Annotated in this window: 25 protein-coding genes; 16 read left to right on the forward strand and 9 right to left on the reverse strand. The window is 37.4% G+C overall.

Going from position 1 to position 23,224, the window contains the following annotated elements; translation table 11 throughout:
- Positions 1-5: 5 nt before the first annotated feature.
- From RM541_RS04925 to RM541_RS04950, 6 genes are all read right to left on the reverse strand, one after another.
- Positions 6-866: a substrate-binding domain-containing protein gene (locus RM541_RS04925; protein ID WP_311499107.1), complete on the reverse strand. Its 861-nt coding sequence runs from the start codon at positions 864-866 to the stop codon at positions 6-8.
- A complete protein-coding gene (gene ppk1 / locus RM541_RS04930; protein WP_311499108.1) occupies positions 863-2,914 on the reverse strand; it encodes a polyphosphate kinase 1 in 2,052 nt (683 codons plus the stop codon). The genes RM541_RS04925 and ppk1 overlap by 4 nt, the downstream gene beginning before the upstream one ends.
- A 68-nt stretch (positions 2,915-2,982) precedes the next feature.
- Positions 2,983-3,852 (reverse strand): nucleoside phosphorylase, encoded by an 870-nt coding sequence (locus RM541_RS04935; RefSeq protein ID WP_311499109.1) that lies wholly within the window; start codon positions 3,850-3,852, stop codon positions 2,983-2,985.
- 1 nt (position 3,853) lies between these two features.
- Positions 3,854-4,786: a DUF1835 domain-containing protein gene (locus RM541_RS04940; RefSeq protein ID WP_311499110.1), complete on the reverse strand. Its 933-nt coding sequence runs from the start codon at positions 4,784-4,786 to the stop codon at positions 3,854-3,856.
- A 27-nt stretch (positions 4,787-4,813) separates the two neighbouring features.
- On the reverse strand, positions 4,814-5,170 hold the full coding sequence (locus RM541_RS04945; protein ID WP_311499111.1) for a translation initiation factor: 357 nt from the start codon (positions 5,168-5,170) through the stop codon (positions 4,814-4,816).
- A 3-nt stretch (positions 5,171-5,173) separates the two neighbouring features.
- Positions 5,174-6,124, reverse strand: coding sequence for an isopenicillin N synthase family dioxygenase (locus tag RM541_RS04950; RefSeq protein WP_311499286.1), 951 nt, complete (start codon positions 6,122-6,124; stop codon positions 5,174-5,176).
- 520 nt (positions 6,125-6,644) lie between these two features.
- Between RM541_RS04950 and RM541_RS04955 the strand changes: the two genes are divergently transcribed.
- From RM541_RS04955 to RM541_RS05010, 12 genes are all read left to right on the forward strand, one after another.
- Positions 6,645-6,806, forward strand: coding sequence for a DUF1328 family protein (locus RM541_RS04955; protein WP_311499112.1), 162 nt, complete (start codon positions 6,645-6,647; stop codon positions 6,804-6,806).
- An 80-nt stretch (positions 6,807-6,886) separates the two neighbouring features.
- A complete protein-coding gene (locus tag RM541_RS04960; protein ID WP_311499113.1) occupies positions 6,887-7,366 on the forward strand; it encodes a lipocalin family protein in 480 nt (159 codons plus the stop codon).
- Positions 7,367-7,392: 26 nt separating this feature from the next.
- On the forward strand, positions 7,393-8,082 hold the full coding sequence (locus RM541_RS04965) for a YiaD family glycine zipper/OmpA-like lipoprotein (protein ID WP_489752720.1): 690 nt from the start codon (positions 7,393-7,395) through the stop codon (positions 8,080-8,082).
- Between the two features lie 75 nt (positions 8,083-8,157).
- The gene (locus RM541_RS04970) at positions 8,158-9,282 is read left to right on the forward strand and encodes an NAD(P)/FAD-dependent oxidoreductase (RefSeq protein ID WP_311499115.1); all 1,125 of its coding nucleotides are present in this window, start codon (positions 8,158-8,160) and stop codon (positions 9,280-9,282) included.
- Positions 9,279-9,995, forward strand: coding sequence for a methyltransferase domain-containing protein (locus RM541_RS04975; RefSeq protein ID WP_311499116.1), 717 nt, complete (start codon positions 9,279-9,281; stop codon positions 9,993-9,995). The genes RM541_RS04970 and RM541_RS04975 overlap by 4 nt, the downstream gene beginning before the upstream one ends.
- A 10-nt stretch (positions 9,996-10,005) precedes the next feature.
- Positions 10,006-11,058, forward strand: a complete 1,053-nt coding sequence (locus tag RM541_RS04980) for a type III polyketide synthase (RefSeq protein WP_311499117.1) — start codon at positions 10,006-10,008, stop codon at positions 11,056-11,058.
- On the forward strand, positions 11,052-11,846 hold the full coding sequence (locus tag RM541_RS04985; RefSeq protein WP_311499118.1) for an SDR family oxidoreductase: 795 nt from the start codon (positions 11,052-11,054) through the stop codon (positions 11,844-11,846). Before RM541_RS04980 ends, RM541_RS04985 begins: the two co-directional genes overlap by 7 nt.
- A 19-nt stretch (positions 11,847-11,865) precedes the next feature.
- Positions 11,866-12,312: a 3-hydroxyacyl-ACP dehydratase FabZ family protein gene (locus RM541_RS04990; protein ID WP_311499119.1), complete on the forward strand. Its 447-nt coding sequence runs from the start codon at positions 11,866-11,868 to the stop codon at positions 12,310-12,312.
- Between the two features lie 68 nt (positions 12,313-12,380).
- Positions 12,381-13,652 (forward strand): beta-ketoacyl-[acyl-carrier-protein] synthase family protein, encoded by a 1,272-nt coding sequence (locus RM541_RS04995; protein ID WP_311499120.1) that lies wholly within the window; start codon positions 12,381-12,383, stop codon positions 13,650-13,652.
- A gap of 169 nt (positions 13,653-13,821) precedes the next feature.
- Positions 13,822-14,076, forward strand: coding sequence for an acyl carrier protein (locus RM541_RS05000; RefSeq protein WP_311499121.1), 255 nt, complete (start codon positions 13,822-13,824; stop codon positions 14,074-14,076).
- The gene (locus RM541_RS05005; protein WP_311499122.1) at positions 14,073-14,642 is read left to right on the forward strand and encodes a 4'-phosphopantetheinyl transferase family protein; all 570 of its coding nucleotides are present in this window, start codon (positions 14,073-14,075) and stop codon (positions 14,640-14,642) included. The genes RM541_RS05000 and RM541_RS05005 overlap by 4 nt, the downstream gene beginning before the upstream one ends.
- Before the next feature lie 91 nt (positions 14,643-14,733).
- Entirely contained in the window at positions 14,734-15,450 is a 717-nt protein-coding gene (locus RM541_RS05010) for a hypothetical protein (RefSeq protein ID WP_311499123.1), read from the forward strand.
- A gap of 122 nt (positions 15,451-15,572) precedes the next feature.
- Here the strand turns inward: RM541_RS05010 and RM541_RS05015 are convergent, their stop codons facing one another.
- Positions 15,573-16,157: a hypothetical protein gene (locus RM541_RS05015; RefSeq protein ID WP_311499124.1), complete on the reverse strand. Its 585-nt coding sequence runs from the start codon at positions 16,155-16,157 to the stop codon at positions 15,573-15,575.
- Positions 16,158-16,292: 135 nt separating this feature from the next.
- On the opposite strand from RM541_RS05015, the gene RM541_RS05020 reads away from it, so the two are divergent.
- Positions 16,293-18,329 carry an aconitate hydratase gene (locus RM541_RS05020; RefSeq protein WP_311499125.1) on the forward strand — a complete coding sequence of 679 codons (2,037 nt, stop codon included), beginning with the start codon at positions 16,293-16,295 and terminating at the stop codon, positions 18,327-18,329.
- A 72-nt stretch (positions 18,330-18,401) separates the two neighbouring features.
- On the opposite strand, the gene hpf is transcribed toward RM541_RS05020, so the two are convergent.
- Together hpf and RM541_RS05030 are read right to left on the reverse strand one after the other, a co-directional pair.
- Positions 18,402-18,701 carry a ribosome hibernation-promoting factor, HPF/YfiA family gene (gene hpf, locus RM541_RS05025; RefSeq protein ID WP_311495732.1) on the reverse strand — a complete coding sequence of 100 codons (300 nt, stop codon included), beginning with the start codon at positions 18,699-18,701 and terminating at the stop codon, positions 18,402-18,404.
- A 321-nt stretch (positions 18,702-19,022) separates the two neighbouring features.
- Positions 19,023-19,763: a DUF6090 family protein gene (locus tag RM541_RS05030; RefSeq protein ID WP_311499126.1), complete on the reverse strand. Its 741-nt coding sequence runs from the start codon at positions 19,761-19,763 to the stop codon at positions 19,023-19,025.
- A gap of 373 nt (positions 19,764-20,136) precedes the next feature.
- On the opposite strand from RM541_RS05030, the gene RM541_RS05035 reads away from it, so the two are divergent.
- From RM541_RS05035 to RM541_RS05045, 3 genes are all read left to right on the forward strand, one after another.
- Positions 20,137-20,649, forward strand: coding sequence for a DUF4251 domain-containing protein (locus tag RM541_RS05035; protein WP_311499127.1), 513 nt, complete (start codon positions 20,137-20,139; stop codon positions 20,647-20,649).
- Positions 20,650-21,415: 766 nt separating this feature from the next.
- Positions 21,416-22,495 (forward strand): sensor histidine kinase, encoded by a 1,080-nt coding sequence (locus tag RM541_RS05040; RefSeq protein WP_311499128.1) that lies wholly within the window; start codon positions 21,416-21,418, stop codon positions 22,493-22,495.
- The gene (locus RM541_RS05045) at positions 22,492-23,223 is read left to right on the forward strand and encodes a LytR/AlgR family response regulator transcription factor (protein ID WP_311499129.1); all 732 of its coding nucleotides are present in this window, start codon (positions 22,492-22,494) and stop codon (positions 23,221-23,223) included. Before RM541_RS05040 ends, RM541_RS05045 begins: the two co-directional genes overlap by 4 nt.
- The last annotated feature ends 1 nt before the right edge of the window (position 23,224 follow it).

Genomic DNA, 23,224 nt, shown 5'->3' on the forward strand with positions numbered 1-23,224 from the left:
TGATGTTAAAACTGCTGCAAACTATATAATATTTCTGAACTTTTGACTTTTTTATTTATAAGTTTTAACTGTAATAATTTTTCCTGAACTTCAGTGATTTCTACATCAGATAATTGGCTGCTGCTCCAATTGGTCAGCTTTAACCATTTTCTAATATCTTCCAGCTTTTGATTATAACGCTCGGCTAAAATCTTATCAATTTCCGGAATTTCTTTAAAATTTGCTGTTTTACGGTTTAAAACCTCTAGCATCGTATGGATTCGCTGGGAATTATATTTTAGAACTTCATCTCTTACAGCAATCACAAAACACGGCCATGGGGTAGGGCAGTCTGCAATTAATCTGAAGGTATGATTATCTACCAGCGGCTTTGTGGTAAAATGTTCCCACATAAAATATTGTGCTTTATCTTCGTTTAAAGCTTTAACAGCACCATCGATATCTTTTACGATCTCAAAATCGAGATCATCAACATTCCAATTATTATTTTGAGCATTTACATAAGCCATTAGATGTGAACCGGAACCTTCCCTGCTAATCGCAGCTTTAGTATGCTGGAGGTCTGCACTGTTTTTATAAGGTGAATCGGCGGCTACGTGTATTCCCCAGATAAGCGGAGAACCTATATACGTCTGTACTATTTTTGCATAGTTTCCATTTAAGATGTCCCTTGTGATCCCTTCAGTTAAAATAACGGCTGCGTCTATTTCTCCGGAACGAAGGGCATTATTCATAGCACCTGTACCGCCTGGAAAATCTTTCCAGATCACGTTTATTTCCTCTTTATTAAATTCATTTTCTTCTATGCACAAATGCCACGGAAGGTTAAAATGCTCTGGTACACCGCCAATTCTTATGGATTTCATGAAGTATGTTTTTCTTTTAAGTAGTTATACATTTCGTACTGTGAGCGTACGGCTTTTTCCCCTTCAACACGTTCTACATATTTATTCTCTTCGGAAGCATCCTGAATTCTTGCTTTGACATTATCTTTTAACTGTATGTCCAGCAATTCCTTAAATTCTCTCGCAATATCTTTATCCAGAACCGGGGAAATAACCTCTATACGCCTGTCGAGATTTCTGCTCATAAGATCTGCACTTCCATAATAGATTTTTTCGTCTCCCCCGTTTTCAAAAATATAGATCCTGCCATGTTCCAGGTATCGATCCACCACACTCGTCATATAAATATTTTCACTTATTCCTTTAATTCCAGGGATAAGGCAGGTAAATCCTCGAACTAACAATCTTATTTTGACACCAGAATTACTTGCTTTATAAAGAAGTTCCACCATTTCAGGGTCTTCCAGGCTATTCATTTTAGCAGTAATTTTTGCTTTCTTTCCTTCCCTGGCATTTTCTATCTCATTATATATAAGCTTTGTAAATTCCTGTCGGGTCGAAAATGGGGATATTAGGAGGTTCTTTTCCCTGGGAACAATTAATTCTCCTTCCAGAACTTTAAAAAGCCTTAGCAGCTCCTTCGCTATCTTTTGATTGGCAGTAAAAATGGCGTGATCACAGTAAATTTCAGAAGTTTCGCTATTAAAGTTCCCGGTACCTATGTAGGAATAATTTACACTTTCGCCATTTTCCATTCTCTGGATAAGCATTATTTTAGAATGGACCTTTACCTTGGGATAACTGTAAATTACATTAGCTCCTTTTTCCTCAAATTTTCTTCCCCAGATAATGTTGTTCTTTTCATCAAAACGTGCTTTTGCTTCTACAAAAACGGTAACATTTTTGCCCTTTTCAAGAGCTTCAAGAAGAGAGGAAGTCAGTTTGGATTCATCAGCAACACGATAAAGGGAAATTTTAATATCAGTTACGTCTTTATCCTGAACGGCTTGTTCAAGAAAATTCTCGACATAATCAAAGGACATGTATGGAAAATGTAAGGCCTGATCCTTTTCCGCAATTACAGAAAAATAATCGTTAGACTTTTCGAGTACTTTGTGAGGAATAGGAGGAAGTTTCTCAAAATGTAGTTCAGGATTATTCGTAGGATCGGGAAAGGAGAAAAAATCATTGAAATTATGATATTTTCCCCCCGGCATCATATCTATTTTCCCCAGGTTAAGAAGCTTTCGGGTTTTTTTCTGCACCTCTTTAGGCATTTGTGCATCATAAAGTAACCTGGTAGGTTGCCCGCTGGTTCGTTGCTTCAGGGAATCATAGATTTTTTCAGCTAAAGGACCATCGTATATATCGTCAATGTAAAGTTCGGCATCCCTGGAAAGTTTGATTTCATAAATTCCGGTAATCTCCTCCTCCGGAAATATGGTGTGTAGCTCAAAACGCACAATTTCGTCCAAAAAAGTAACGGTCTTTTGGTTTTTATCTTTTAGCTCTACAAATCTTCCGCAGGAATCAACGGGAATGTTTACCAGCCCAAGTTTATTTTCGTTCTGAAAAGTTACAAGAAAATAAAGGGTAGCATTTTCAAGAAAAAGTTCATTTTCTTCATCCAGATTTAAAAGCCTGGATTTTATGTGTTTCGAAATTTCCTTTTGAAATAGATCTACGGCGAACTTCTTTTGTTCGGCATTAAAATGGGAAGATTCAATCAAATAAATATCGTGGTGGGCAAGTTCCGGAATGATTTGTTTATAATAAATTTCTCCAAATTTCTCCTGCTGTCGTTTTACTTCTTCAAGAATTTCCTTAGTTAATTTAGTGGGCTTTAAGGCAAGTTTTTTTCTCAGACTTTTTTCTACCTTCTTCATTTGCCGAAGTTGAGAAACCCTTACCCTGAAATATTCATCTAAATTTGAAGAGAAAATTGCCAAAAAACGGATACGTTCGTATAGAGGATTTAATTTGTCTTCGGCCTCCTGCAAAACCCTTTCGTTAAAGCTCAACCAGTTAAGGTCACGATGTCTATAGTGGCTTCTTTCAGGTTTCTGCATAAATTCGTTTTAGCTCAAAAATACAAAGAAGGCAGCTCCACAGATATAATTTTCTGTTAATTTAGAATTTAATCAGTAAGCTTATCCAGGCAATATTTTATGAGCCTTTCCACTACTAATTTGGGATTTTTACTGAATTCTCCTGTAGCGCGATTGGCAATTACTGCATTCATGGAAACCGCTCTATGCCCCAACAATTTCGACAGTCCATAGATGCCAGAAGTTTCCATTTCCAGATTCGTAATCTTTTCACCTTTATAAGAAAAATCTGAAAGTTTTCGGTTCATGTACGGGTCCTGTAGTGCAAGTCGCAAAATTCTCCCCTGCGGACCATAAAATCCCACGTTTGTAGCTGTAATTCCTTTGTGTACTTCATTAGAATCCAGCTTCCCGGCAAGATTTTTATCATTCTCCACGACGTATGGTACAGATTTCTTCGGAGACCAATCCAAATGCTTCACAAGCGCTTCAGCAAACTCCATATCCTGAATATGGTTGCTGTCGTAGAAATGAAGGAGAGAATCAAACCCAACTCCGGCTTTGCTCATTAAAAAAGAATCAACAGGAACATCCGGCTGAATAGAGCCAGTAGTTCCAATCCTGATAATATCCAGCTGTCTTAGATCTTTTCTTAGTGTTCTCTTCTCAAAATCGATGTTCACCAGCGCATCCAGTTCATTAAAAACAATATCGATATTATCTGTTCCTATTCCGGTAGAAATCACGCTAAGACGCTTTCCCTTATAGGTACCGGTTTGGGTATGGAATTCCCTTTTTCTTACCTTAAATTCTATATTATCAAAATGTGCGGCTACTTTATCTACCCTGTCAGGATCCCCAACTACAATTACCGTATTTGCCAGGTGTTCGGGTAAAAGATTAAGGTGATATATACTGCCGTCAATATTTAATATAAATTCTGAAGCTGCTAAACTCATATTACAATTTTAATAATCGATGAGATTCTGACTCGTATAAGAAGTCGTACATTTTTGCTCCACCAAAATATTCATTATTATTAAGTTCCCTGTAAAAATTTTTATTCCCTTCCATAACCGCTTCTCCTTTTTTTGACAGAATTACGCGCTCATCTTCTACCACATAAAAATCCTGAAGCTTCTTTAGTAATCGTTGCATCTGATCATCACTATATCCATAATAACCTTGATACTCAAGGGCGTATCCCAGAAGTTGATTTTCTGAAGAAATCACATTTCGCTGAATGATTGTGAGAATATTTCGTTCCAGGGAGTTTATTCCGGTTTTACTGTTAGGAAAACGCTCTATGTGCGCGCGGATACAGCTTGACAGATATTCGAAGTTACTATGTTTTTTTATTTGAGCCTTTAATTGCAGGGGATTATTACTACAATACAGTTCCCATATATAAACTGCTGTTTGTAAATCATCTGAAGTAAGAGGTATTTTATTTTGGTAATGATTGTACAACTGCTTTGCGTTGAGTTGTGTAAGTGGTTTATGCCCCTTTTCACCATTCAATTTTTTGCTGCAAACCAGGTACATTGGCACTTCCTCTTTCTGGTTAAGAAAAAAACTAATTGCAGCAATCATATTTATATGGCAGAAAAGATCAAATTCGAACCACAGAATAACTTCCTCATATTCCTCAAGTTCAAGAAGTTTTTCCAGCTGAGAAATAAATTTTTCCTCGTAATCTTCAGGTGAAATATCATAAGTGTCTCTTACAAATTTTTTCCTGACTTCAATAAATTCGTTACTTCCCACATCCTGAACAGTAGGACCTTCACAAAGAAGTTCCCGCCAAACAATGACTTCTCCCGGAATATCGAGTTCCATCATTTTTGCGGCAAGACCGTCTCCGTTAATTATATGTATCGTTTTACTGCTCATAGTGTAAATAAAAAAACGTACTGAAGATTATCCTCCAACACGTTTTACATTATATCCTTCTTTTTTCAAGATCTCCATGATTTTTTCACGATCATCACCCTGAATGATTATTTCTCCGTCTTTAGTAGAACCACCGACACCGCATTTCTTCTTCAGCTTTTTACCTAAAGTTATCAAATCTTCTTCAGGACCTATGTAGCCTTTAATTATTGTTACGGTTTTTCCACCGCGCCCTTTATTGCTAAAATGTGCCTCTAATTCCTGATCTCCGGGATTTAGCGCTTCCTGTTGCTCGTTATCTGTCAATTCGTTCTCATCAAAATCGTCATTGGTTGAAAAAACGAATCCTCCCAGATCTTCAAGTCCCATTTTTTTCTTTGCCATAACTTATTTTTTGAGCAATCCAATCTCTACAAGCCGCTGGTGTAAAAACTCCCCTGCGGTGATATCTTCATATTGCTTTGGATTATTTTCATCTATACATTCTTCTAAGCAGTCCAATGGCATCTCACTCCTTGGATGTAAAAAGAAAGGTATTGAATACCTTGGCTTGTCCCATTCCTCTTTAGGAGGGTTTACAACCCGGTGAACAGTAGAACGGAGTTTATTATTGGTATGTCGTTCCAGCATGTCACCAACGTTTATCACAAGTTCATCTTCCTGAGGAATGGCATCTATCCATTCACCATCCTTTCTAAGCACCTGCAATCCACCTGTAGATGCCCCCATTAGTAAAGTGATAAGATTAATATCACCATGTGCTCCTGCACGAACGGCTCCTTTTGGCTCTTCGGTAATAGGAGGGTAGTGGATAGGTCTTAATATACTGTTTCCGTTGCTTGCCCAATGATCGAAATATGTTTCTTTAAGTCCAATGTGAAGTGCCAATGCTCTTAGGACATAAATTCCGGTTTTCTCGAGCATCCGGTAAGCTTCCATACCTACATGGTTGAAATCTTCCAGTTCCTCAACCTGCACGTTTTTGGGGTATTCTTCGGTAAGATTGGCATCTTCGGCAGGTTCCTGACCAAAATGCCAGAATTCCTTTAGATCTCCTTCCTTTTTGCCTTTTGCATGTTCTTTTCCGAAAGAAATATATCCGCGTTGTCCTGCCAAACCTTCAATTTCATATTTCTTCTTGGTTTCCAGTTGAAGATCAAAAAAGGATTTCACTTCATTATATAGTTCATCTACAAGTTTGTCGCTTAAAAAGTGATTCTTTAAAGCAACAAAACCTATTTCTTCGTAAGCTTTGCCAATTTCATCAACAAATTTCTGTTTTCTTTTAGGATCATCAGATAAGAAATCGGCCAGATCTACACTGGGAATATTATTCATAGCCATTGGTGTGTGATTTTTTTGTGTAATAGTCAATCAAAGTTAAATAAATTAAGCGAGATGCCGTAGCTTTTTACTTTTCCTTATTTAGTTGATTTTATAAGAAAATAGTTGATATACCCGTTTCTTAGCCGTATTAGCATGTTTTCTAAGACATGAATAGTCAAATGTCCTATAATATAAATATTCTTCTTATAAAAGAAATCTAAAAATTCACAGTCAAATTGCAATAAAGAAAGCAGAACCCAAAAAATGACAAATATCAATAGTCATCTGTTATGAACTGTGCTAAAAACTCTAAAGTAGAAAGTCTTCAACAAATATTGAAAACAGAGATGGTTTTTGTTTTCCTAAACAGAGAATAGATTCTTCAATTAATAGAACATTAATAATTTAACAGGTTTCAATTAAAATATTTAATATTTCTTAACATAGTCTCTGTTAAAGTATTAATAATGTTTTGTTCCCCGGAAACTCCTGACCTAATTTAGATCCATCTAATCAATTAAAACCAATTATTATGATACGTCTAATTATCATTTTTTTAATCATCGCAATTATCGCTGCAATTTTTGGATTTGGTGGTATAGCAGAGGGAGCTGCTGATATTGCCCAGATCATATTCTGGATTTTTGTAGTTCTTCTGGTAATATCTCTGTTAAGCAGGTTATTTAGAAAATAGGACTAAACTTAATATTATTAAATCCAATGTAGATCAATCTATGATCTACATTGGGTTTTTACTTTAAACCCAAAACAATAATGAAAAAGATACTGACTGTATTAACATTTGCAATTATAATCGCCTCCTGCGGCCCCAGCCAGGTAGCAAGGGAAGCGCGTAAAACGTTTAAAGGGGATTGGACGCTTACAAGCGTTACTTATCCTCAAAACACAGGTACTTTTAATGTAACCCTGCTAAACGATGCTTCGGCTTCGTGTTTTGAAAATAGTACCTGGAACTTTGTGTCCAACAACAATCAGGGAACATATACCTTACAGGGTGCTAATTGTAGTACAGCACAAAGATATTTTAACTGGTCTATAGATGAAGAAAATACGCCTCAGGGTGTATACGACTTTCTCCTGAAACCAACAGATGAAAATGCGAACTCCACCACAGGTGGACAGGGCTTTAGATTAAACCTTAAAAGTTTAAGTGAGAATGACATGGTTTGGGAACAAACAGTTACTCTTGAAGGTAAGCCCTTCGTAATTAGAATGAACTTTAATAAAATTTAAAAAAAGAACACATTATGAGAAGTAGAATGCTAAATAAATTTACCGCAGTTTTTTTTGCAGCCAGCATGCTATTTGCCTGTGACGCGACAAGAAATGCTAATAATAAACAAAAAGGAGCCGTAATTGGAGCCGGTAGTGGTGCTGTAATTGGCGGAGTTATAGGTAATAACACCGGCGATGGCAATAGCGCACTGGGAGCAATTATTGGCGGAGTTGTTGGTGGTGCTGCCGGAGGTTACATTGGTAGTCGAATGGATAAGCAGGCAAAAGAAATTGAACAGGAAATTCCGGGTGCCGAAGTAGAAAGAGTAGGTGAAGGAATTAACGTAACTTTTGATGAAAATAGTGGTGTATATTTCGCTACAGATAAATCGGATATTAGCGGAGAATCCCGTCAAACTCTGGAAAAACTGGCAAATATTTTAAAGGAATATCCAGATACAAATATCCTGGTAGAGGGCCACACAGATGATAGAGGGGCAGAAAGTTATAATTTAACCCTTTCTAAGAATAGGGCGCAGGCAGTAACCAATTACCTTGTAACTAATGGAGGTATTGCTCAGAGTAGATTAACAACCAACTGGTATGGTGAAGCTCAGGCTAAATACGACAATACAACAGCAGAAGGACGGGCTAAAAACCGTAGGGTAGAGTTAGCAATTGTGGCTAGTGACAAATTGAAGCAAGAAGCGCAAGAGGCAACTTCAGAAAATTAACTGAGAATACTTAAACAATATATAATCCCGGTTAACCGCCGGGATTTTTTTATTCTTTTTAATTATCTTCATAACATGAGAATTGGTAAAATTGCTATTGTGGGCGGGGGCCTGGCTGGTTTAACCGCAGCAATTCATCTGGCTTCCAATAACTTAAAAGTGATACTTTTCGAAAAGGATGTTTTTCCACGTCATAAAGTTTGTGGAGAATATCTTTCTAAAGAAATTATTCCTTATCTGAATTCCCTTGGTGTTTTTCTGGAATACTTAGCTCCTGTAGAAATTAATACTCTTAATTACAGCACACCATCAGGAAAAAAGATTTTTTCAGAGTTGAAGATGGGCGGAATAGGGTTAAGCCGCTATGCTCTGGATAATTATCTTTACGAAATAGCTATAAAGAGAGGTGTTGAAGTTATACAGGAAACAGTCATAGATATCTCATATTCCAAAGATATATTTAAGATCTCTACTGCTGAAGGTACAGAACTTATGGCAGATTTTGTCCTCGCTGCATTTGGAAAAAGATCGATAATAGACAAAAAACTGAATCGGAATTTTATTCAGAAGAAATCGGAATGGCTTGCTGTAAAAGCACATTATCGACATAAAGATTATCCCGACAATCTGGTTTCCCTTCACAACTTCAGAGGTGGGTACTGCGGATTGTCAAAAGTGGAGAACGGGAGTATTAATGTATGCTATTTAGCCACTTACAAAAGCTTTAAGGAACATAAATCCCCGGAAGATTATAAAGATAATGTTCTTTCTGAAAACCCGCACCTTAAGTCCTTCTTCCAGGATGCCAAACCAGCATTTGAAAAAGACCTGACTATTGCACAGGTTTCATTTGATGAAAAGTCCCTGATCGAAAATCATATTTTAATGCTGGGAGATGCTGCAGGCTTAATTCATCCTCTATGCGGTAATGGAATGGCCATAGCCATTCACAGCGCCAAAATGGCTTCAGAAGCTATTCTTGCCTTTAGTAATAAAGAATTTAGCAGTAGAATTGAAATTGAAGAAAAATATCAAATGAACTGGAACAAAGAATTTAAAACCAGGCTATTAACAGGAAGGATGCTACAAAGTATTTTGTTAAATCCAGGAATGGCCGGGGTCTCTCAAAATCTTATCAGTAAGATGCCTTTTCTTCTGCCTCACATCATTAAAAGAACCCACGGAAAAATTGTAGCATGAGCAGCATAGATACTTCCAAAAGGACAGATCAGGAGGAGATCATGGATGATTTCGAGTTGAGCGGGGAAGAGCTGAAAAAAACCTTACGTGATCTTGATAATATTAATAAATGGCTCGGCGGAAATAACATCACCATTCAGGGAGTAAAAAGGCTTCTTGAAAGTGTTCCGAAGGAAAAAACTCTGGAAATTGTGGATCTCGGCTGCGGAAATGGTGCTATTTTAAGGGAATTAGCAAAGTGGGGAAGAAGGCACAATCGGAAATTAAAACTCACAGGTATAGATGCCAATCCATATGCTATAAAAATTGCAGAAGAAATTTCTGAAGGATTTCCGGAGTTGAGATTTAATACACTCAACATTTTTAGTGAGGAGTTTAAGAATCAGCAATATGATATAATCCTTTGTACGCTCACGCTACATCATTTTAAGAATCCGGCAATTGTGGATTTATTAAGTAATTTTTACCGGCAGGTGCGTGTTGGGATTGTTATTAACGACCTTCACAGGAGTAAAGCCGCCTACAGGCTTTTCCAGGCCTTTTGCGGCGTATTTATCAATAATGAAATCGCCAGGAAAGATGGATTGATTTCTATCCTGCGCGGATTCAAAAAAGCGGATATTGAAAAATTGGCTTCCCAAATTCCTTCAAATAAGCAGGAAATAAGCTGGAAGTGGGCTTTCCGTTACCAGTGGATCATTGAAAAAGAATAGTAGAAAGATTATGAGTGTAAAAATTGTAAAGGTTGAAAAAGAACTTCCGGAATATTTCCGGGAAACGGCAGATGTCCTGCCATTGGTAGAAACCTGGCTTGAGGGACAGGATGATAGATTCCGAAGAAAAATTCTGAAAATATTTGAAGGAGCAGGTGTGGATAAGCGCTATTCTATAATGGCTCCTGAAGAGGTTTTTACTGCTACTTCTTTTGAAGATAAGAACAATATTTATGTGCGGGAAGTGAAAAAGCTCGGAAAAAATGTCCTTAAAAAATCACTCAATAACGCACAATGGAAGGCAGATTCGCTGGATTACATCATTACCGTTAGTTGTACGGGAATTATGATTCCTTCTCTGGATGCCTATTTAATTAATGATCTTAATCTAAGACAGGATATCACGCGGCTCCCGGTAACCGAAATGGGCTGTGCTGCGGGTATTTCCGGGATGATTTACGCTCATAATTTTCTTAAAGCTAATCCCGGCAAACGGGCAGCGGTGATTGCTGTAGAAAGTCCCACGGCAACTTTTCAGCTTGAGGATTACAGCATGGCAAATATGGTTAGCGCTGCTATTTTTGGTGATGGTGCCGCATGCGTGCTTATGTCTTCTGAAGAAAATATAGAAGGACCTGAAATTCTTGCTGAAGAAATGTATCATTTTTTTGACGCAACTCAAATGATGGGATTTGATCTCACCAATCAGGGATTGCAGATGATCCTGGACCAGAGAGTTCCTGAAACTATTTCAGATCATTTTTCAGATATTATTTTTCCTTTTCTGGAAAGAAATAATAGTTCGATTGAAAAAGTAGATCATCTCATTTTTCATCCGGGTGGAAAAAAAATTGTACAAACAGTCTCTGATCTTTTTGGTAACTTAGGAAAGAATATTGATGATACCCGGGAAGTCTTACGTTTGTATGGTAATATGAGCAGCGCGACGGTACTTTATGTATTGCAGCGGTTTATGGAAAAAGATATTCCTAAAGGTGAACAGGGAATAATGCTCAGTTTTGGCCCGGGATTTTCAGCACAAAGAATTTTATTACAATGGTAGCAGAATTTAAAGATTTAAATTATTGGGCGCTTATCCTGGGTGGCAGTAGCGGGCTGGGATATGCCAGTGCCTGTAAGCTTGCAAAGCACGGGATGAATATTATTATTGTTCATCGGGATCGCCGTTCTGAAATTCCGAATATTGAAGAAGCTTTTGGTGAAATCCGTGACACCGGAGTTCGTCTGGAGAGTTTTAATGTAGATGCTATTCAGAAAGAGAAGAGAGCAGGTCTCGTTTCGCAAATTTCCGAAATTTTAGGTGCTCAGGGGAAGATCAGGACAATGGTACATAGTATAGCCAAAGGAAATTTAAAGTCGATGACGGGCGAGGAAGAGAGGCTTGAAAACATCGATTTTCAGCTAACCATAGATGCAATGGCTTTAAGTTTGTACGACTGGACGCAGGATATTTTTCGCGCAGGACTGTTTGCAAAAGATGCGAGAATAATTTCATTTACAAGTGAGGGAAACAAGAAAGCCTGGAAGAACTATGCTGCCATTTCTGCCGCTAAAGTTACACTGGAATCTCTTACCCGCGGTATGGCTCTGGAATTCGCACCTCACGGGATTCGGGCAAATTGTATCCAGGCTGGAATTACCGTTACCCGTTCGTTTGAGATGATCCCTGGCAACGAAACTTTAAAAAACCATGCCTTAAAACATAATCCGTTTAAGCGGCTCACCGTTCCCAAAGATGTGGCCAATGTGGTTTATCTCTTAAGCAAAGATGAAGCAGGATGGATCACGGGGACCATTATTCCTGTGAATGGCGGGGAACATTTAATGTAAAACCTGTAAGTTTTATCCTTTGGACATAAAAGAAATCCTTTCCCGGCTGCCGTATTCAGATCCGTTTTTATTTGTAGATGATATTACCCATATTGATGAAAATGGGCTTTTTGGGTACTACACTTTTCCTCCGGAATCTTTTTTTTATAAAGGCCATTTTAAAGATAATCCCGTAACACCGGGAGTAATTTTAACGGAATGTATGGCACAGATCGGACTCGTTTGCTTCGGAATTTTTCTTTTAAATAGAGAGAATTCTAATGCAAAAAATCCGAAAATAGCCCTTAGTTCTTCTGAAGTTGAATTTTATAAACCGGTTTTTCCGGGAGAAACCGTGAAAGTAGTTTCAAAGAAGAGATATTTCCGGTTTAATAAGCTAAAATGTGATGTGGAAATGTTTAATACTAAAGATGAAGTAGTTTGTAAAGGAACAATTGCAGGGATGATGAAGTTGAGTAGTGAGTAGTGAAACTTCGGAATTCAGATTTTAAACTCATCATTTAAAAATGAAATTTAAGCTTGAAAGTAAAAAAAATGAAAAAGAGAGTAGTAATAACCGGCCTTGGCGTGGCTTCTCCAAATGGTGTTGGAATAGAAGAATTTGAGTCCGCAATCAAAAATGGCAAATCTGGTATTACTTTTCATCCAAAATTAGAAGAGCTAAATTTTAGTTGTCAGATAGGAGGGAAGCCTGAAGTTTCAGAAGAAAAACTTAAGGAGTATTTCACTCCATTACAACTACGCGGACTTAACAGCAGCGGAATCGTGTACGGAGTGATTTCGGGAACAGATGCATGGAAGGATGCAGGTTTGGAACCTTCACCCGATGAAGCACCAGACTGGGACTCCGGAATTATTTTCGGAACAGGAATTCTGGGAGTGGATAAATTCCGGGAAGCAATTCATCTTATTGACGCCGGAAAAACACGGCGACTTGGGAGCACAAGTGTAATCCAGACAATGGCCAGCGGCATAAGTGCGTATTTAGGAGGTATTTTGGGATGCGGAAATCAGGTTACCACCAATTCTTCAGCCTGTACAACAGGAACTGAAGCTTTGCTAATGGGATTTGAACGCATCCAGGCTGGAAAAGCTAAAAGGATGCTGGTAGGAAGTTGCAGTGATGACGGCCCTTATGTTTGGGGTGGTTTTGACGCCATGCGAATCTTACCCGGAAAATACAATGACCGTCCAAAAGCGGCTTCGCGCCCTATGAGTGCATCTGCGGCAGGATTTGTTCCCGGTAGCGGTGCAGGAGCCCTTGTTCTGGAAGACCTTGAATCTGCCTTGGAAAGAGGTGCTAAAATTTATGCCGAAGTCCTGGGCGGGGATGTAAACAGCGGAGGACAACGGGCAGGTGGAAGCATGACTGCAGCGAATGATGAGGCGGTACAGCGCTGCATAAGAGGTGCCCTGAAAATGGCAAATATCGATCCACAGCAAATTGATGCTATAAACGGACATTTAACGGCAACAGCTAAAGATTCTGTAGAAATTCTTAACTGGACAAAGGCCTTGAAATGTGAAAAGGGAGATTTTCCATTAATCAATTCGCTGAAGGGGATGATTGGTCACTGTTTAAGTGCTTCGGGGAGTATAGAATGTGTTGCGAGTGTACTTCAGCTTAAAAATAATTTTATCTTCGGAAACATTAATTGCGAAGATCCCGATCCTGAAATTCTAAAAATGATTACCAGCGAAAAAATTCCGCAGAAAACGCTTCAGCAGGAAACAAAAATTCTTGCTAAAGCAAGCTTTGGATTTGGAGATGTAAATGCGGTGGTGATTTTCAGGAAATATGATTGAATTAAAAAGGCAAAAGCAGAGACAGGATCCAGGAATCAGGATCATGAACCAGGATGAAAAAGAAGAAAGAAGAAAATTGAAGTTGTAAGATCTCAATTCGAAACTAACAATACACAGTTGACATTTTACAAGCGACAACATCAAAATAAGTATTAAAAAAATTGCAGTAATGAACGATAAAGAAATAATTGAAAAATTGAAATCCATTGTTACTCCGTATGTTCAGCGGAAGGAGGGGTTGGAGGATTTTAAGGAGAAAACAGATTTCATTAATGACCTCAAAATAAATTCAGCTAACCTGGTAGACGTGGTCCTGGACGTGGAGGATGAGTTTAAAATTGAAATCGATAATGATTCAATGGATGGAATGCTAACGGTTGGTGATGCAAAGAGGATTATTGAGCGAAAAATGGCTGAAAAATGATCGGAAACGACATTGTGGATCTGCAACTGGCAGCTAAAGAAAGCAACTGGAAAAGACCCGGACTGCATTCTAAAATTTTTACAGAAGGGGAGCGGGAGTTATTGAAGAAAGCCAAAAATGAGGAGCAAAGATTCTGGCTTTTTTGGGCAATGAAAGAAGCTGCTTATAAAGCCCATCAAAGAAGGTTTTCACTGCCACGGAAATTTAATCCGAAATCCTTCAGGTGCGAGTTAGATCCTTCAGAAGGATTGGGGTCTCCAGGAATGGTAAAGATCAATAATTGGCATTATTTTACTACCGCTAAAATTTCAGAAAAAGTAATACATTGTGTGGCTTCCGTAGAAAATTCCGCAGTGCAAAAGCGAATTTTTTCAGATACTATAAACCTAAAACAGGAATTGATCTCGGCAGTTGCCAACAGTAAAAAGTTATTCTTCATAGACTTGGGTATAAAAACAGATTTTAATTTTATTCCGCATCTTATTTTAAAGGGAAAGAATTATAATTTGCCTTTTTCCATCTCGCACCACGGCAACTATTCTGCTTATGTCTTTGCCGTTAATTAAGTGCTAAAAGCAGTTAAACCCTTCCAAATTTTCTTTGAAAAACTGTTTCTGAAGTTGTATCTTGAAGCAACTAATATAAAATTTATAGCATATGAAGACTGTTGATAAGATGGAGGTACTGCATAGCCAATCAGCTGAATTTATTCAGCAAGGAGAAACCGGAAAATTCCTAAAGCTTATTCCGGATACGTTTATTATAAAAGGAGAAGAAAAAGATGGCGTTTTTAACCAGGGATATGCTATCAGACATATTAACAGGCAGGATATGATCCTGATTGATGTGGTTGAAGAATCAACAAAGGCCGCTGTAAAAAAACTGGTTACCGACGGTTACAAAATAAAAGGAATTTTACTTACCTGTGACGGTATCGTGGATTCTGCTTATGCAGATCTTGCTACAATATCTGAAGATGCCGGTGGAGCTCCAATTTTTGCGCATCCAAGAAATAATATTAAAGATGATTTTAAGACTAAAGATATCACCGCTAAAGGAACAGTTTTAAAAGATTTTGCACTTAAAATCGTTGATTTGCCCGGCAATGGAGGAGAATCTGTGCTGGTTTATTCTGAAATCAACGACGGAATGTTATTTCCGGGAGAGGATGCAGTAGGATCTGATTATGATTCTGAATTAAATACCTTTAGGCGTCCGGAAAATAAGAGTAAAAATAACGACTACGGTCTTGCCGAAAGCTGGAGCGCCTTTAATGATCCTTTTACTTACCTATTTCCGAGAAAAGGAAAACCAGGATTTAATTTGGAAGAAGGAAATCAAATTGACATTATTGGAAATCTGAGCAAGAGCTAAAATAAACAGTTTAGACACTATAAGGGTCATTTCAAAGTGTAATCTGGCTCGTTCATCAACTCGTCCCTTTCAGGACCTATTCGTGAACGATGTTGAACAGGGACATTTTCAAATGGCCCTTTTTAATTCATCTGTTTTGCCCTATTTTTGTTTTTCTCATCCTGTTTTTCCTGCTCTTTTTTTGCATCTTCAGCTTCCTCATTGTCCACCAACGGGTGATCTGTAATCTGAAGTCCGACGATAAGAATAATACTTGCTATAGTTCCATAAAGCATTGTAACAATAGCAATTAACCCGCCGCCAAGGATAGCAGCCATACCAAGGCTGGTGTAGTAAATGGCGACGTACCAGTTTTCTGGCACTTCATTACTTTCTATTATAGGCAGGTTTAACATCAGGAAAGTGATGGTAGCCACAATAATAAGAATAGTGTCATATTTGGCAATATGCAATACGTTTCTGTAATGCTTTTTCGTAAGTCGGGAATTTGCAGACCTGCTGATACTTAATAAGGTAAGCATTAAAGCTAAAATTGTAGAGGACCCCAGGATCACGGTGTTGCACAACATATTAATTCCTGATAGGGAGGTGGAAAGCATATCCATCGCTCTATATCCCGAAATTTCTCCTAATATAAAGGTTCCGATACCCATGACTACTGTAGAAACTACTCCTCCTACAATAGCACGTTTAATAATAACATCCATTTATTTAATTCTTAGCAATAGTAATTTTTTTTGTGAAGCAAATTACTTTTTTCTTCCGCATTTAGATATAAGATATTGTTAAATGGAAGGAACTTCCGGTTCAATTTTAATATTTTAAACGTAAAATAGCCAACTATGTCAAAATTAAATGTCACTCAAAAATTAATTAAAGAACATCTCCTGGAAGGGGAGATGACTCCCGGCAAAGAAATCGGGATCAAGATAGACCAGGCGCTGCTGCAGGATGCTACCGGTACCCTGGTACAGCTCGAGCTGGAGGCAATGGGATTGAAAAAAGCCAAAACTGAAGTCGCTGTACAATATGTAGATCACAACCTGCTGCAGACCGATTTTAAAAATGCCGATGACCATGCGTTCTTACTTTCGGCATCACGAAAATTCGGACTGTGGTATAGTCGCCCGGGAAATGGTGTGAGCCATCCCGTACATATGGAACGTTTTGGGAAACCCGGAAAAACAATGGTAGGTTCTGACAGCCACACGCCATCTGCAGGATCTCTGGGAATGCTCGCCATAGGTACTGGCGGACTTGATGTGGCGGCTGCAATTGCAGGACAGCCTTATTTTGTTAAAATGCCACAGGTGATGGGGGTGAAGCTTACCGGAAAATTACCAGACTGGGTAAGCGCAAAGGATGTAATTCTGGAAATGCTGCGCAGGTATGATGTTAAAGGAGGTGTGGGAAAAGTTATAGAATATTACGGTGAAGGACTGGATTCTTTAAGTGCCATGGATCGCCACGTCATTGCAAATATGGGTGCTGAACTTGGTGCTACTACCACAGTTTTCCCGAGTGACCAGGAAACAAAACGATTTTTAAGGTCTCAGCATCGCGAAGAAGATTGGAGAGAATTGTTGCCAGATGAAGGATGTGAATACGATTTACACGATGAAATTATATTGGACGACCTTATACCTTTAATTGCGCTGCCTACAAGCCCCGGAAATGTTGTGCCGGTAAGTGAAGTGGCCGGAAAAGAAATAGGGCAGGTGGTAATAGGATCATCGGCTAACCCCGGAATTAGGGATTTTTGGATAGCAGGTGCGATTGTGAAGGGTAAGAGCGTTATAGATTATGTCTCTTTCGACATCAACCCGACTTCCCGGCAGGTGATTCAGAATTTAATAGATAATAAAGCATTTGCCAATTTAATAACGGCAGGAGCAAGGTTCCACCAGTCCGGTTGTATGGGTTGTATAGGAATGGGGCAGGCACCCGCATCAGGCACTATCAGTTTAAGAACGATGCCAAGAAATTTCCCAAGTAGATCCGGTACCGAGGATGATCAGGTGCATTTGTGTAGTCCTGAAACAGCGGCAGCTTCAGCTTTGACGGGAAAAATTACAGATCCGCGTGATATGGAAAAATTATTCGGAATGTCTTATCCTAAATTTGAACAACCGGAAAAAGAGATTATCAACACAGATATGCTTGTACCGCCGGCAGAAGACGGGGATGAAGTTGAATTGAAGAAAGGTCCGAATATTAAGACACTTCCTGAAATAGAACCACTTGTAGACAGTGCAGATGTTCCCGTCTTACTGAAGATGGGAGACAATGTATCTACAGATGAAATTCTACGTGCCGGAGCTGAAGTTTTACCATTTAGAAGTAACCTTCCAGAAATCAGCAAATTCTCTTATTCAGTTATTGATGATACTTTTTATGACAGGGCACAGGATGCAAAAGGAGATTTTGGAGGTCATATCGTGGTTGCCAAAGATAACTATGCCCAGGGATCCAGCCGTGAACATGCCGCACTGGCACCAAAGTATCTTGGTCAGGTAGCTGTTATCGCAAATTCTTATGCAAGAATTGCATGGCAGAATCTGGTAAACTTCGGAATTTTGCCTTTGGAATTTATAGATATTGCCGATTATGAAAAAATTGAGCAGGGAGATCTGATCAGCTTTAAAAATCTTCGAGAAGATGTAAAGAACCGGAATAATATTAAAGTCCGTGTGCAGAAATCCGAAAAGGGTAGCGAGCCAATTGAGTTCGAGGCCAAGCATACTATGAGTGACCGGCAAATAGAAATTCTTTTAAAAGGAGGAATTATAAATGAATTTAAGGCGAAGCTCAGCAATGAAGAAGTAAATGCTGTAGACAAGAATACGGTTACAGATAATGAGCGACAACAGATAAAATAGTTGATCGCTATAAAACTAAAAAACCCTTCAGAATTAAAACTGAAGGGTTTTTTATGCTGAAAATTGTCGGTTCTATCGGGTACTCATTTTCGATTTTAGCTTTTGTAATTGTTTTTCAACATCACGTACAGATTCTGCAGCGGCAGCTTCATATGAATCTTCATTAGATTGTGCGAAAAGCTGTGGCCCCGGTACGCTCAATTTAATATTACAGATATAGCCTTTAGGATCCTGGTTTTCCTCCCTCTTAAAATGTACTTCTGCTCGTACAATAAAATCGTATTTTACTTCCAGTTTATCCAGTTTATTTTGGGTGTATTCTTCCAGAGCTTCACTCTTTTGAATACCTACATATTCGAAATTAGTTTCCATAAATTATTAAATTTTATTTCCATACAAGAAAATTAAATTCAGGTAGGACACCAAGCTAATTATAGGTTTCTTTTGAAATATTTATGATAGCTTTAGAAGAAAGAAGATTTGCATAATAGGACATTTAGTACCATATGAAATGCTATTCAGCAAAGTTTTACCATTCCTTTTTACTGAATGTTTATGATGAAATCCTCTCTTCAAATTGATGTAGCAACGGGGTCTCGGTTATCGCCAATTGGCGGAGTAAAGAGCCGCGGATTTGTCGCCTTAGTAACGCTGCCGCTTTTTGGCGATGAATTTTGTTGTGCTTAGGTTATTTTATAGTTCATTATTTAGTTTTTTATCTATAAGATTTATAGTTTGAATACCCTGAGTTCTAACATTTATAATATAATCTCTTACTTTATAAGTATATGAAAGTTCAAGATCGACCAGTTTCCTGAATTCTGGAGAATTAAATGATTGTAACATTTCAATTTGGTCGAATTTGGATATATAATTCGGATTCTTTGTGTCAAATGGTCGTAATTCTGAGGTGTAGTTTGAAAAACGACTGGAATGTACCTTTGCCCGTTCCTTGACTGCGTTTAAATAACCATAATAATTTGCAATAGAATTTTTTATTGAATCATTGTTAATAAGTTGTATGGTTCCAGTATTTATAAGTTCATCGTAGGAATTTCTCTCCCCAAAACTATGACCGCCTGAAAATACACCACCGTAAGTAACGGTATTTAAAAATGCCAGGGTATCCCGAATTATAATTTCGTTTTCACAAAATTTCTTTGCTGCCTTTAGGCTTTCTAATTTCTTGTCTAACCTATTAAAAATTAAAGCTTCATTTATTTCATTATTTCTCGCTAACTCCTTTTTAAGATGTTCTAAAATTTTTGTTTCATGTATTGCATTAAGTCTATTTTGATTCCAATTATTTATTTGAAGTGCAATCAATATTCCCATTACGACAAGTACAATTTCTCCAATGGCGTAAATTAAATATTTTTTAAATCTATTCTCATCAAGTAATTGTTGACGAATCTTCCTAAAGAAATTTATCATAAGAGATTGATTTCTCTAAATATATGATTTTTAACTGATTGGCTGGTTAAATAATGAAGCACAACTTGAAGCTAAACAAACACGTTAATACCTGTAAGTTCGATAATTGGTTTTTTTAGAACTTAACCTTGCAGAGAGCAGGCTAGAACTTCCGGTAATAAAAGCAACTATAAATTGGCTAATGCAATAGCCATATTCCCTATGTACGGTAGTGAACATCATAATTTTATATTTTATAGAGAGAATTGCTAAGTATTTCTGTAGGGGATTGTGATGATAGTACAGGATTTTTACAGAAATCCTGAAATGCCTATAGGGTTCTGAGTTCTTTAAAATTTGTAAATTACTAGTTCAGGACTTGAAATACATAAAGATGAAAAAGATACTTTTAAAACTCACATTATTAGGTGGACTGATTTTCATTTTTGCTTGTAGCGGAAGTAGAAATGCTGTTAATGAACAGGATGTAAAGGAATTTTCGAAATTAAAGGAACTTGTTAGCAACGGATTCGAAATTGAGAATCAGTGGGCACTTCCGTTACGGGGAGGGAGAGTCAATTTAATTGGCAATACAAATTTTATAAGATTTGAAAGAGACAGCGTGGACATTTTTCTTCCGTACTTTGGTGTAAGACAGTCTGGAGGCGGATATGGCGAAGCAGGCGGGATTGAGTATAAAGGGCCTGCAAAAGACATGGAAATCATGGAAAACCTCGATAATCAGAATATCAGAATACAATTTGAAGGAAAAGCAGGAACAGAAAATTTACAGTTTCACTTAAAGCTTTATCCAAACGGAAATGTTGAAACCTTGGTTAATAGCTCACAGCGTGATGCGATAAGCTATCGCGGCGATGTTAAACCGCTGACAGAAGAAAAAGAATAGGATGTAAACTGCAAATTTTGATTTCAGCTTTAAAAAATTATTAATTCCAGATTCTTTTATCGATCCTGTGGCTTTAGAGTGATGACCATTCTAATAGTTATAAAATCTGGCCTGGGCAAAGAATTTAGAAGAGGCAGTAAACATATTTTGTGGGAATCCCGGGAGTAGATAAATATTCTATTTTACATAATATAAATTATAGTGCATAAGCATGAACTTTAAAAGATTTCAATCTGAAGTGTTTTTATAGCATAACGTTTCCCGCACATCATACTTATATGCCACTCATCATATTTCCAGTTGAAAACGGTTAATTCTCTTTTAACTTTGAGTTATCAATCAAAAAACATCCAGTTATGCGCACATTAGTTACCGCAGTATTAAAAGAAGTTGTTGAGTTCGCCATTCAAATAACAATTAATCTGTAAAATCATCAATATGAAAGAAAAAGCTAATCCTGTAAAAAAATTCAAATACCTGCTGAAGGGATCTGAAGCATCTAAATTTTTATCTTTAATTATTTTATCGTAACTGTTAGTTATAAATGAAGATCTGCACAACCAGGTAGAATTGTACCGGGCTTATCTTCTAAAACAAGAAAAATACGAGACCATCATTTTCTTTATTTGAATCTCATATTCGTTCCGGGTATAACCTATTTATTTTATTTACAATTTTGGAGAAAAATATGTTCAGAAAAGCAAAACAGGAATTGAATGGACTGGAACTTAAAATCAATAAGCCTGACTAAAAAATCATTTTTTAATTGAAAAAATTAGATTTAAGCTCAAAAGAAATATCCTATTGGGTACTTCAAATACTCGTTTGGACGTTTTTATCCAGTGTGATGGCGGTTGGATACTGGGCCGGTGGGAATGAATTAAAATTGAAACCCTGGCAAGTGATTACCGATTTTTCAGTAGTAATTTTACTTTCTATTTTTTTTACCCACCAAATTAAAAGAACACTTAATGGATTTATTCAGTTTGATGCCCTTAATTTAAAGGATATTTTCAAAATTCTCGGTTTACTCATTACAGGAACACTCCTCTTCTATTTAACTTATGAGCTATATATAAAATTCGCCTATAGCCTTATTTACCATAGGCTTGATGTTCTTAACCATCCATCACAGGAAATGAGCAGCAAAATCGTTTTTATTTTAAATTACTGTATTTATTTTATTATCTGGACAGTATTTTATGTGGCGATAAAAAGTTTGATGGAACTTAACAAAAGCAGGGAAACAAGGATACAACTTGAATCCAATCTCAGGGAGTCGCAGTTAAATACCTTGAAAGGACAGATTAATCCGCACTTTATGTTTAATAGTTTAAACAATATTCGTGGATTGATGCTGGAAGATGTTCAAAGAGCCAGAGATATGCTGACAAGCCTTTCTGAAACTTTGCGTTATACCTTAACTAAAAGTCATGTAGATTCCATTGCACTGGAAGATGAGTTAGAGATGGTCAGAAATTTCATTGAAATATCTAAAATTCAGTTTGAAGATCGTCTTCGGTTTAAAGAACATATAGATAAAACATCTCTAAATACTCAAATTCCACCAATGATTATCCAGATTTTAATCGAAAATGCCATCAAGCATGGAATTTCGAATTTAAAAAAGGGAGGAACGGTAAATCTTTCAACAGAATTAAACGAAAGACACCTGCTCATAAAGGTTGCTAATACAGGAAATTTGAGAACCAGCGAAGACAGTACCCAACTGGGCTTAAAAAATATTAAACAACGTCTTGAATTACTTTATGGCGAAGCAGCGACTTTCAGTTTAAAAGAAATAGAAAATCAGGTAGTTGCCTCAATTAAAATTCCGGTAGAATGAGATTATTAAAAGCAGTTATTGTAGAAGATTCACGCCTGGCGCGTAATGAACTGAAAGAGCTCCTTAAGGTTCATAAAGAAATTGAACTTGTAGGGGAAGCAGAAAATGTAGACGAAGGTTTTAAGCTGATTACTGATAAAAACCCGGACCTCTTGTTCCTGGACATAAATATGCCCGAAAAAGATGGATTTGAGTTGCTGGAGATGTTAGATGACGTTCCTGTAACTATTTTCACTACTGCTTTTGATGAATATGCAATAAAGTCTTTTGAATACAATGCCTTTGATTATTTACTGAAACCGATTAATCAAAAAAGGTTTACGAAATGTATAGAGAAAATTATCGAACAAAATAGTGACAGCTCATCATCAGATTCTAAAACTGAAGGTGTTTTTAGCCTGGATAAGCAGATATTTATTAAAGACGGGGAGAAATGCTGGCTGGTGAAGATTCAGGATATTTTTATGTTCGAAATTATGGGAAACTATACCCGCGTATTTTTTGAAGATAGTAAACCTTTAATCTATAAATCCTTAGGTCAAATAGAAGAAAAATTACCAGCTGATATATTTTTCAGAGCTAACAGACAGCAGCTAATTAATATCAATCACGTAAAAAAAGTGGTTTCCTGGTTTAACGGAAAACTTAAAATTGAAATGATTTCCGGAGACGAAATTGAAATTTCCAGAAGACAGTCCTATCTTTTTAAAGAACAGTTGAGTTTATAAC

Origin of the sequence: Autumnicola psychrophila (genome assembly GCF_031846645.1) — a bacterium.
In the GTDB taxonomy this organism is placed as follows: domain Bacteria; phylum Bacteroidota; class Bacteroidia; order Flavobacteriales; family Flavobacteriaceae; genus Autumnicola; species Autumnicola psychrophila.